Annotated in this window: 10 protein-coding genes and 1 pseudogene; 3 read left to right on the forward strand and 8 right to left on the reverse strand. The window is 61.5% G+C overall.

What is annotated here, in order from left to right; all coding sequences use genetic code 11:
* Window positions 1–15 precede the first annotated feature (15 nt).
* On the reverse strand, window positions 16–1212 hold the full coding sequence (locus PVW27_RS04275) for a cytochrome P450 (RefSeq protein ID WP_274555404.1): 1197 nt from the start codon (window positions 1210–1212) through the stop codon (window positions 16–18).
* 128 nt (window positions 1213–1340) lie between these two features.
* Here PVW27_RS04275 and PVW27_RS04280 point away from each other — a divergent pair, with 128 nt between their 5' ends.
* Entirely contained in the window at window positions 1341–2267 is a 927-nt protein-coding gene (locus PVW27_RS04280) for a LysR family transcriptional regulator (RefSeq protein ID WP_274555406.1), read from the forward strand.
* A gap of 22 nt (window positions 2268–2289) precedes the next feature.
* Here PVW27_RS04280 and PVW27_RS04285 read toward each other — a convergent pair whose 3' ends face one another.
* The 6 genes from PVW27_RS04285 to PVW27_RS04310 all read right to left on the reverse strand — a co-directional run bounded on the left by PVW27_RS04285 (window position 2290) and on the right by PVW27_RS04310 (window position 8444).
* Window positions 2290–2601 (reverse strand): ArsR/SmtB family transcription factor, encoded by a 312-nt coding sequence (locus PVW27_RS04285; RefSeq protein WP_274555441.1) that lies wholly within the window; start codon window positions 2599–2601, stop codon window positions 2290–2292.
* Between the two features lie 104 nt (window positions 2602–2705).
* Window positions 2706–3938 (reverse strand): mandelate racemase/muconate lactonizing enzyme family protein, encoded by a 1233-nt coding sequence (locus PVW27_RS04290; protein WP_274555408.1) that lies wholly within the window; start codon window positions 3936–3938, stop codon window positions 2706–2708.
* Between the two features lie 47 nt (window positions 3939–3985).
* Window positions 3986–5074, reverse strand: a complete 1089-nt coding sequence (locus tag PVW27_RS04295; protein ID WP_274555410.1) for a Zn-dependent alcohol dehydrogenase — start codon at window positions 5072–5074, stop codon at window positions 3986–3988.
* Window positions 5075–5181: 107 nt separating this feature from the next.
* Window positions 5182–6384, reverse strand: coding sequence for a TCR/Tet family MFS transporter (locus PVW27_RS04300; protein WP_274555412.1), 1203 nt, complete (start codon window positions 6382–6384; stop codon window positions 5182–5184).
* Between the two features lie 78 nt (window positions 6385–6462).
* On the reverse strand, window positions 6463–7260 hold the full coding sequence (locus tag PVW27_RS04305) for a phytanoyl-CoA dioxygenase family protein (RefSeq protein WP_274555414.1): 798 nt from the start codon (window positions 7258–7260) through the stop codon (window positions 6463–6465).
* A 32-nt stretch (window positions 7261–7292) separates the two neighbouring features.
* On the reverse strand, window positions 7293–8444 hold the full coding sequence (locus PVW27_RS04310) for a THUMP domain-containing class I SAM-dependent RNA methyltransferase (protein ID WP_274555416.1): 1152 nt from the start codon (window positions 8442–8444) through the stop codon (window positions 7293–7295).
* A 172-nt stretch (window positions 8445–8616) separates the two neighbouring features.
* Here PVW27_RS04310 and PVW27_RS04315 point away from each other — a divergent pair, with 172 nt between their 5' ends.
* Window positions 8617–9315: a GntR family transcriptional regulator gene (locus PVW27_RS04315; protein ID WP_274555418.1), complete on the forward strand. Its 699-nt coding sequence runs from the start codon at window positions 8617–8619 to the stop codon at window positions 9313–9315.
* 412 nt (window positions 9316–9727) lie between these two features.
* On the opposite strand, the gene PVW27_RS04320 is transcribed toward PVW27_RS04315, so the two are convergent.
* Window positions 9728–11125, reverse strand: a complete 1398-nt coding sequence (locus tag PVW27_RS04320; protein ID WP_274555419.1) for a glycosyltransferase — start codon at window positions 11123–11125, stop codon at window positions 9728–9730.
* 50 nt (window positions 11126–11175) lie between these two features.
* Between PVW27_RS04320 and PVW27_RS04325 the strand changes: the two are divergent.
* Window positions 11176–11333, forward strand: a pseudogene (locus tag PVW27_RS04325) (IS5/IS1182 family transposase); the annotation flags it as partial.

An 11333-nucleotide genomic window follows, 5' to 3' on the forward strand; every position in this document is an offset into this window, starting at 1 on the left:
GGGGCGATGGCGATCTCAGTTCAGCGTCACAGGCAGGCTGCGCGGCCCCCGGAATCCGAACCCGTAGAATTGCACGGCGTCCGGGTCTGGCAGGGTCATGTTCGGGAAACGGTCGCACAGCAACGGCAGCATGATATTGGCCAGCATCCGCCGCGCCACATGCGTTCCCTGACAGAAATGCGGGCCGTTGCCAAAGGCTTGATGCGGCAGCTTGGGGCGGAACACGTTGTAAAGGTGCCCGTCCTCGTAAACATCCTCGTCATGATTGGCCGAAGCCTGGATCGTCATCACCGTATCGCCTTTGGGGATGTGGAAGCCGCGGATCACCGTATCCTCGGTCACCAACCGGGACGAGACCTGAATCGGGGCGACCCAGCGCACACCTTCTTCGAAGGCGTCGGCCCACAGACCGTCCCGCTTGACCGCCTCGAACTGGTCAGGGTTGATCATCAGGCCGTAAAGGATCGTCAGCAGCGCGTCGCGCGGCTCGTTGATACCGCCGCCGATCGCGATCTTGATGTTGGAATAGATCTGACTGGTCGGGATCGGATCTTCCGCATTGACCATCACGGACAGCGCGCTTTGATCCGGGTCCGCGCGCAAACGGGCGGAGGCCGCGTCGAAAAGCGCGTCCATTTCATCGTTGGCGGCGTCGCATTGCGCGAACAGCTTGTCCGTCCAGCCGAAATTCCCCGCGCCGTCGATCAGGATCTGTGACCAGCGCTGCATGTCAGCGTCCGAGGCTTCGGGAATGCCCAGCAGATGCGTCAGGCAGCGCGCTGAGAATGGTCCGGCCAGCTGCGTGAACAGGTCCACCGTCTCGCCTCTTGGCAGGCGGCTGACATAATCCTCGGCGATCCTTGTATAGATCGGCTCCCAGCATTGCTTGATGTTGCGTGCGGTAAAGGCCGGGGCCATCGCGCCACGTTCGGCTGCGTGTTCGGCCCCATCCTTGCGCATCAGCGTATGGGCGCGAAAGGCGCGCTGCATCGGCGTGTTGGGGTCGTTCGAACTGAATAGCTCAGGGTTGTCCTTGACGTATTTCGTATCCGCCGCCTTGGTCAGCAGCGTCCGCCCTACGGCCTTGACCCGCAGCACAGGTGCCTCGGCCCGCAGGCGTTTGTAAACGGTATAGGGATCAAGGGTCAGTTGCTGGATGGTGATCTGATCATCCAGCGGTGCCTCGGGTGCGATGGGTGTATCGAGTGTCACGGTCCTGCCCTCCCCTGCCTGATCGCGTGGACCAACACTAGAGGATCGGGGCGCATGGGACAATCCGATGGAATTGATAGAGACTATCGAATAATCTGATGACAGCGGGCGAAACCGGAGGAAGTCACATGGTCACCCCCAAGGATAGCGATCCGCTGGCCGTGGATTTCGCGGCGCTGCGGGTGCTGCGGCTTGTGCATGACTATGCATCGTTCTCGCGCACGGCCGAGGTGCTGGGCGTCAACCAATCCTCGGTCAGCTATACGATCGACCGCCTGCGCCGCGCCTTTGGCGATCCGCTTTTCGTGCGGCAGGGGGCCGGGATCGTGCCCACAGACCGCTGTGACGAGATTGTCCGCGAGGCGGCGCGGCTGGTGGACGAATTCGTGGCCCTGTCAGCGCCGCGCGTCTTTGATCCCGCCCGCGCCGAGGCGACGATGATCCTGTCCTGCAACTACTATGAACGGGCGACGCTGGTGCCTGCGCTGGTGCGCCGTCTGCGGGCTGTGGCACCGGGGGTGAAGCTGCGGGTGATCACCTCGACCGTGCGCGGGCGCGAGCAGCTGAGCCGGGGGGAATGCGACATTCTGGTGGGGCCGGTCCAGATCGGGGATGCCGGGTTCTTTGGCCGTCGCGTCCTCAGCGATCATTATGTCTGCGTCATGGCGCCGGACAATCCGCTGGGCCAGACACCGCTGGATATAGAGGGTTTCGCCGCCGCACCGCAGGCGGTGGTGACCTATGGCGGCAACTGGAAATCCCGCTATCTGATCGAGATGGAGGATGCTGGCCTTGCCCCCAACATGGTGCTGGAACTGCCCAGCCCCGCAACCTTGCGCGACATCCTGCCCGGCACCGATCTGATCGCCACGGTTCCATTGCGGACAGCGCTGTCCTTCGGGCCGGGCCTCAGGATCGTGGATTGCCCCTTTCCCGCGCCTTTCGAGATCGACCTCTACTGGACCGCCCGCACGCATCACTCCCCGATGCACCGCTGGCTACGCGGCGTGATCGGGCATGTCGCGACCGAGCTTGAGGCGGGGGTTGTGCGCTGAGATCCGAAGCGGAGCGCGCGGCTCAGCAGGAGGTTTTGGTGGTGTCCTTGCCTTCAGGGGCGCAGAACAGACGATAAAGCAGGCCGATCACCTCATAGGTGTTGTTGTCGGCGAGGCTGTAATAGATCGTCTTGCCGTCGCGGCGGGTCGTGACCAGACCTTCCTCGCGCAGGCGCGCAAGCATCTGGCTGACGGCGGCTTGCCGGATTTCCAGAAGGTCCTCCAACTCACCCACGGATTTCTCGCCCGATCCCAGATGGCACAGGATCATCAGCCGGCCTTCATGGGCCAGCGTCTTGAGATAGGCTGCCGCCGCCTCGGCGCTGCGCGCCATCTCGGATGGCGGGGCGGGGGGGCTTTGCGTGGTCAATTCGGCAAGTTCCTGCATCCGGTCGATCCCTCTGTCTCTCCTAGCATACCCCTCGGGAAAGAGCGAGATCACTGCTCATAAGCCGGGGCACCGCCTTCAAAATGGTTCTCGTTCTGATAATCGCAAGGGTCTTCCTGCATTTGCAGATGCAGCCCCGTCCCGGTGAAGGGATGGGCACGGGCCAGATCCTCGTCAATCTCGATCCCCAGACCGGGGCGATCAGGCGGAATGACATAGCCATTCTCGACCCGGATCATCCCCTTGATCAGCCCGTCATGGAAAGGTGTCTCGATGGTTTCGATCATCAGCAGGTTCGGGATCGAGGCCGCCAGATGGATGTTCGCGGCCCATTCGATGGGACCTGCGTAAAGGTGCGGTGCGATCTGCGCGTTGAAGGCTTCGGCCATGGCGGCCACCTTCTTCATCTCCCAGATCCCGCCCGCGCGTCCCAAGGCGGGTTGCAGGATTTCCGCGCCACCTGTGCGCAGCAGCGTGGCGAATTCGGTCTTGGTCGTCATCCGCTCACCCGTGGCAAGCGGAATGCGCACGGCCTGCGCGACCTTCTGGAATTCCAGCAGATTGTCTGGCGGGATCGGCTCTTCATACCAGAGCGGGCTATAGGGTTCCAACGCCTGACCCAGCCGGATCGCCCCCGCCGTCGTGAACTGTCCATGGGTGCCGAACAACAGGTCAGCACGGTCCCCGACAGCCTCGCGGATGGCGCGGCAGAAGGCGACCGAGCGGCTGATGTCCCGCATCGCAGGCATATGCCCGCCCCGCATCGTGTAAGGGCCAGCGGGGTCGAACTTGACCGCCGTATAGCCCCGATCCACCGCGTCCAGTGCCGATTCAGCCGCCATCTCGGGCGAGACCCAGAAGGGCGCATGCTCGTGATGCGGCAGCGGATAGAGATAGGTATAGGCCCGCAGCCGATCGTTGATCTTGCCGCCCAGCAGCGCCCAGACCGGGCGGTTCCGGGCTTTGCCCAGAATGTCCCAGCAGGCGATCTCAAGCCCCGAAAACGCGCCCATGACCGTCAGATCGGGCCTCTGCGTGAAGCCCGAGGAATAGACCCGACGGAACATCTTTTCGATGTTTTCCGGGTTTTCGCCCTGCATGTGGCGTTCGAACACATCGGTGATGACCGCGCGCATGGCGTCCGGGCCGACGGTCGCGGCGTAACATTCACCCCAGCCCACGATCCCCGTGTCGGTCGTCACCTTCACGAAAATCCAGTAGCGCCCGCCCCAGCCCGGTGCCGGGGGCGAGGTGACGATGATGTCAAGGTCAGCCAGTTTCATCGTCAGTCGCTCCTTTGAGTATTGAGGGAACAGGGGAAAGGGTGCGTTCAGTTGTTCAGGATGATCACGTTGCGGCGCGCGGCACCGGTCTTGGTGTCGGCAATCGCCTCGTTGATCTGGTCCAGCCGCCAGCGGCCCGAGATCAGTTCGTCCAGCTTCAGCCGCCCCTGTTGATACAGGTCCACCATCCACGGGATGTCGCGCTTGATCACCACATCGCCCATCTTTGAGCCGATCATGCCTTGCCCCACAGCCGCCATGACGACGGGTTCATAGGTTGAGGTCTGGCCGGAATGCGGCATGCCCACCATGACGACACGGCCGCCATAGCCCAGATAGCGCGGAGCCGTGTCATAGGCCGGGATGGCACCCACGGTGACGATCACCGCATCTGCACCACGGCCAAGGATGCGCTTGGCGCGCGACCATGGCTTGGCATCCGTGGCCAGGATGCCGTCGGTCGCGCCGAACTCGCGGGCGATGGCCAGTTTCTCCTCGCTCATGTCGACGGCGATGATGCGGCGGGCACCAGCGATGCGCGCGCCCTGAATGGCGTTCAGCCCGACGCCGCCCGCGCCGATCACGACCACATCCTGACCCGCGCGCAGACCGGCGGCATTCACCACCGCGCCCACACCAGTGATCACACCGCAGGACAGCAAGGACGCCACGTCCTTGGCCATGTCGTCGGGGATTTTCACGACCTGGCTGTGATCCACCACGACCGCTTCGGCAAAGGCGCCGCAGGCCATGGCCTGATGCAGCACACCCCCGTCTGCCGTGGACAGCGGGCCCTTGTCACCGTTGTAAGGTGTTTCGCAAAGCGTCGGCTTGCCCGATCCGCAATTGGAGCAGCCGCCGCAGGCGCGGATCAGCGTCACCGCGACGCTGTCACCCACGGCCAGACCCGCCACGCCTGCGCCGACAGCGGTCACTCGCCCTGCCGCCTCATGACCGTAGACCGCAGGCAGGGTGCCGCCCCACGCGCCTTCGGCAAAGGAGATGTCGGAATGGCAAATCGCCACGGCGTCCAACTTCACCTCGACCTCACCCATGTCGGGGGCGCGCAGGCGCACCTCCTCGATGGTCAGGGGGGTGCCGAAGGCGTGGCACACGGCGGCCTTGATCATCTGCATGGGGCTTGTCCTTTCCGGTCTGGTCCTTGCGTTGTGCCCGAACCTGCCCGCGCCGGAACAGCCGTGCAAGCGCAAAACAACCGCTCCCGTGTCGGAAACCATCGGGGTCAGCCTGTGATCTGGCGCCCGCGCATCTGATAGATCACCGCAGCCAAGGTCATGATCACCGCCGACAACAGGAAAGGTGCTCCGGGCAGGTAAAGGCCGGCATCCGCGCGGGTGAATTGCGCGAAGGTCTGCGTCATGACCAGAGGGGCCACCACCATCGCCACCGAGGTCAGGCTGGTCAGCACGCCCTGCAACTCGCCCTGTGCATTATCCGCGACAGCGCGGGACAGGATACCTTGCAGGGCAGGCAGGCCGATCGCACCGATGGCTGTGACCGGGATCAGCATCAACAGCAGGTTGCCCGAGGCGATGAACCCAAGGATCACCAGCGAGATGATCTGGATCAGCAGCCCCAGAAGAACGGTCCGTGCATCGCCAAAGAGACGGATTGCGGGGCCGACCAGTGTGCCCTGTGCCACCGCCAGAGACAGGCCATAGACCGCCAGCGACACTCCGATCAGACCCGGGGACCAGCCAAACCGTGCCGCTGTGAAATAGGCCCAGATCGCCGGATAGACGACCGTGGCGAAATGATAGAGAAAATAGACCCAGATCAGCGATCCTACCCCACCCAGCTTCGACACCGCGCGGATCGCGCCGAACGGATTGGCGCGGCCCCATTGGAAGGGGCGACGGATGCGGTCGGTCACGGTTTCACGCAGCACCAGCCAGCCGAAGGCGGCATTGGCCAGGGCCAGCAGGGCGGCTGCGATGAAGGGCGCGCGGGTGCCCCATTCGGCCAGCAGTCCGCCCATCACCGGACCCAGCACGAAGCCCATCCCGAAGGCGGCTCCGATCAGGCCGAAATTGCGCGCCTTCTCATGTGGGGCCGAGATGTCGGCCATATAGGCCGAGGCGGTGGAGTGGGTGGCGGCCGTGATCCCGCCCACGATCCGGCCCGCCAGCAAGAGCCAGATTGATCCGGCCAGCGCCATCACCACATAATCCGCCGCCATCACCAGAAGCGAGACCAGCAGCACGGGCCGGCGCCCGAACCGGTCGGACAGCCCGCCAAGGATGGGGCCGAACAGGAATTGCATCGCGGCAAAGGCGGTGGACAGGATGCCGCCCCAGATGGCCGCCTGCGCCAGCGTGCCGCCTGTCGTCTCGCGGATGAGGTCGGGCATCACGGGCAGGATCAGCCCGATCCCCATGGCGTCGATCATCACCGTGATCAGGATGAACAGGACCGGCAGGCGCATCGGTGGCTTTCGCTGTCTTGATCGCGGCAGATTAGGCCCGTGCCGGGTGGCGCGAAAGCCCTGCCGTGGCGGCAAGGATCACCGGCTGTAAAGCACCGGGAACCAGTCCTCACGCAGCTTTTGACCGGGCTGCATGTCATGCCCCGGAAAGGGCGGCGAGGTGCGGCCGGGCCGTTTCACATAACGCGCGTCATCGCCCACCAGCCGCAGGGAAAACGCGCGGCGGCGCTGGGCGGTCTCGTTCCCGCGCGCGCCGTGCAGGGTGCTGTAATGGAAGGCTACGGCGTCGCCGGGTTCCATGTGCCATTCGCGGATCTCCATCCCTTCGGCATCCGGATCGGGGACGGGCATATAGGCCTCGGCATCGGGGTAGAAATTCTCCTCGGAGAGCCAGCGGGTGGGCAGGACGGGGCGCGGCCAGAGATGTGATCCGGCGACACAGCGCAGGCTGGCCTCGCGCACGGGATCGAGGGGCGACCAGAAGCTGACGGTCTGGCGGCCTTCGACAAAGTAATAGGGGCCGTCCTGATGCCAGGGTGTCGGCTTGGAGGTGCCGGGTTCCTTGACGAGGATATGGTCGTGGAAGAGTTGCACCTTGTCCGAGCCCATCAGCTCGGCGGCGACGGCGGCGGCGGGGGACTGGCGGATCACCGCTTCGAATTCCGGGATGCGCTGCCAGTTGCAGTAGTCATCGAAGAAGCGGCCTCCTTCTCCGGCCTTGAGGTTCTCGGCGGCATAGGGGCCGGGGTCGGCCATGTTGCGCGCGATCCCGGCGGCGAGGGTGTCCACGTGATCCTTGAACAGGCCCCGGATCAGAACGACCCCGTCACGCTGATAATCTTCAATATCCTGCTGGGTCACGAGGGGGTGGGGCATGGGGCGATTCCTGTTGCGTTGCGGCGGCAGTATCAGGGCAAGGGGGTAGTGCGGTAAAGCGTGACCTTCAGCCCGCCATTGGACACGGGCGGGGCGGGGGGCAGGAAGGGCAGGGCGGTGGCCTTGGCCAGCGCCGGGTCACTGGTCACCACGCCCACGCGCCAGCCACGGAAGCGCTCGGTCAGGGTTTTGCCCAGGGCGCCGTAGAGGGCGAAGAGGAGTTTCTTCTCGCCGATGCGGGCGCCATAGGGCGGGTTCACCATGACCAGACCGGGGGGGCCGTCGGGGCGGGGCAGGTCGCTGATTGCATGGCAGTGAAAGCTGGTGATCCCGGCCACGCCGGCCCGTTCGGCGTTTGCGGTGGCGGCGCGGATGGCGCCGGCGTCGCGGTCAGAGCCGTAGAACCGCAGCCCCGTTTCGCGGACGGAGGTGGTCTTTTTCAGAATGTCCCACGATGGGACATTAAAACTTGCAAGCTTTTCAAAGGCATAGCTTCGACCCCGCCCCGGCAGCAGGCCAAGGGCCTGTTCCGCCGCCTCGATCACGAAGGTGCCGGAGCCGCACATCGGATCGACCACGGGTTCCGTGCCGTCATAGCCGCATTGGCGCAGGAAAAGTGCCGCCAGCGTTTCGCGCAAGGGGGCCTTGGCCATGGCCTGCTTGTGGCCGCGCTTGTGCAGGGACTCTCCTGTCGTGTCGATGCTGAAGGTGCACAGATCATCCTCGATCCGCGCTTTCAGGCGGATTTCGGAGGCGGTGTCGGCACCGGGCGCATCCTCGACCGCCGGTCCCGTCAGCACCTCGACCCCCAATGTTTCGCGCAGCGCTGCTTCGATCCGCTGTTTCGCGGCCCCGGCGTGATAGATTTTCGAGGCTTTGCACGTCACTTCAACGCGGACAGGCACATCGGGGCGCAGCACGGCGGCCCAGTCGAATTTGCGCGCGCGTTTGTCCAGTTGCGCCAGATGCATCACGCGGAAAGACCCGATCCGCGCCAGAACGCGGGTTGCGCCGCGCAGGGACAGGTTGGCGCGCCAGACATCGGGCCAGCCCCCCTGAAAGGTCACGCCACCGGGCACGGTGACGGGGGCGGGAAAGCCAAGCGCTGCGGCCTCCTCGGCCAGCGTGGTTTCAAGCCCCGGAGGGACGGCCAGAAAGATCTCGAATGTCGTGCTGTCTGTCATGCGCCCGCTTATCCGCCGCGCGCCCCGGCATGGCAAGGGTGAAGACGGCGGGGCATGGCGGTCCGGGTGGCCGCTGTGGCACGCCGGGTCGCATATTGACCGCTGGCGGCATCTTTCCGTATGCGGTCAGGCGAAACCGGGGTAATTTGTGCACAAGAGGAAAGAGCATTCCATGTCCGCAGCACCAAGCAGCCCGAAACAGGTTTTGAGCCAGTCCATTGCCACCGATCTGGAGGCCGAGATCCTGCTGGGGCAGATCGCCTCTGGCACGCGTCTGGACGAGGCGGCGCTGGCGCGGCGGTTCGGGGTGTCCCGCACCCCCGTGCGCGAGGCGTTGCAGATCGTCGTGGCGCGGTCGCTGGCGGTGCGGCAGCCTTACAAGGGCGTAGTGGTCAGCGAAATCTCACCCGAGCGGATCGACCAGTTGTTCGAGGCGATGGGCGAGATCGAAGCGCTGTGCGGGCGTTTCGCGGCGCAGCGCATGACGATGGAAGAGCGCGCGGCCCTGCTGCGGGAACACGAGGCGATGGCCCGGATGGCCCGGTCCGGCGATACGGCGGGCTATGAGGAGGCGAATACGCGGTTTCACCAGTTGATCTATGCGGGCAGCCATAACGAGGATTTCGCCGAGATGGCGGAAACGATGCGGATGAAGCTGGCCCCGTTCCGTCGCTCGCAACTGGCGGATGCGGCGCGGATCGCCTGGTCCAACACGGAGCATGACCAGATCGTCGAGGCGATTGTCGAGCGGGACGGGCCGGCGGCGGAACGCGCGCTGCGCCGTCATCTGCTGAGCGCGGCGCAGGCGATGCTGGACAAATGGGCGGCCAGCCGCGCCGCGCCTATCCCAGCGCGGTCCAAAGCATCCTGAGCGAGGGGGTAGCCGTGGGCATGTCCCACGATGGGACATCTTTCGGATTATTTGTTTTCAACAGGTTACGATTTTACGTTTACCATATTTTAATGATTTAGCCTCGGGATTCATCACCAGACCATGGCGGCGGCAGCCAATGCGCATGCCGACAGCAAGACCTTGGGGCACCTGTCCTCGGTGAGGGTCGTGGTTGAAGCATCGAAACTCCACCTTGAGAAGACTCCTCGATGGCCACCCGGGATTACGCCTTTCAAAGCGCAGAAGTTATGCCACTTGCGCGGACACTAACGAAAAAGGGTTCCAGCTTGGCCATCTGCATGTCGCTCAGCCTGTATAGATCGCTCATGTCAGCGTTCCGTTTTCGGACCAGTGAAACACGCATTGGAACGGAAATCAATGACTCCTGACCCTACCTATCTGGGTCGCGCTTTGCAGCGGACCTCTTAAACTTCGAGATCCGGCGCTGAGGTAGAATACCAGTGAGCTCACTTAAGGCTGTCAATACTCTGAACAAAATCAAATCAACCATAATTTTGTGCGGCTTTTTGCGTGCCAACTTAAGTTGTTCATGTGTATTATTTTCTGTAAATTCATGCATTAATCGTATCCGCGAAGCGATTGCCTGATCGAAAAAGTTAAGTGAGCGCCATGTTTTTTCCACCATAGTTTTCTGGACAGAGAAAAAATGATGACTATTTACGCTACTCCGCGATTGTGGAAACCTACGATAATGATAAGTGATCTCTGGCGTCATGCGAAACTTGCATCCAGACGCGATAAGTATAAGATTTGCCAACCAATCCTCATTGACCTCCACATTAGGTGGTTCAGCGCTAAACGCTTCTAGAAATTGCGCTCGATTAAACATAGCACCCGAATGTGAAAAATTATCATGAAGTCCTGTCCAAATATGGCCGTTCCTTGGCACCCAAAGGTGTGCTTCGGTGCCAAAGCAAGCCATTACCCCACACAAGGCACCAAGAGATCGGTCTTTTTGAAATGCAGTTCGGCACAAAAAAATTCCTGAAGGCTCCAATATGTCGTCAGAATCGCAGAATTGGATAAGGTCAGTATTGCAATTGCGAGCACCTGCGATCCTTGCAGCCAACGGACCACTGTTACGATCTAAAGATAAATACTCGACTCCATGCTTTCTACAAATTGACTTTATCGCATCAGCATTGGCAGGATCAGAGCCGTCATCGACGACCACTATTTTGTCACCCTGTTTCTTTGAGGCGATGCATGATACAAGTGTTTCTGAAAGAAACGAGTAGTTTTGAAAAACAGGAACAATAAAGCCGACCGTTAAATCGGACGATAATTCCACCGCGGGCTCTTTAGTCTTGTGGATATCTGACATATTAAAATACCAGTCGCACATTTGCTTTTGCCTGCTCGAAAGTATTCCAAGGCGATTAGTCGACTCAGATTCGTCGCTTAATCCTTTTTTTGCAAGTGTAGCATGCAAGAAATCTAAAACTAAATTTTCATCGACACAGTTTGGGTCGAAAACAAAAATATCCTTAAACCCAGTTGTTATTTCCTCCATACAGCCATGTTTTGAGATAAGTGTCGGGCGGGAAAAGGGAAGCGTCTCAAGAAGTGCATTTGGATAATTTTCGAAAACCGAGGGAAATATAAACGCATCCGAGCAAGACAGAACATTTGTCAATTCATCAGAATTCAATTTACCAAGAAAAACAAAATGCTCTTCAAGACAGGCTTTCTTAATTCTGTTGCGAAGTTTTTGAAAAAGTAATAGATCTTTTCCTGATGTCATTACATTTTGGCGGCTCTGTTGCACAAATCCTGTGAGGGATTCATCTCGTGAATCCAGCGTGGTAGCTGGGATGCATGAGCAGACACATACCCCCGACCTACAAGACCACGAACTGGCCAGCCTACAATGAAGCGCTCAAGCGCCGGGGCTCGCTGACAATCTGGTTCGACCCAGAGACAATCTGGGAGGCCTCACCGACAGGCAAGCGTGGCCGCCAGCGGAGCTACAGCGA

Source organism: Seohaeicola sp. 4SK31, from assembly GCF_028802875.1.
Lineage (GTDB): Bacteria > Pseudomonadota > Alphaproteobacteria > Rhodobacterales > Rhodobacteraceae > Seohaeicola.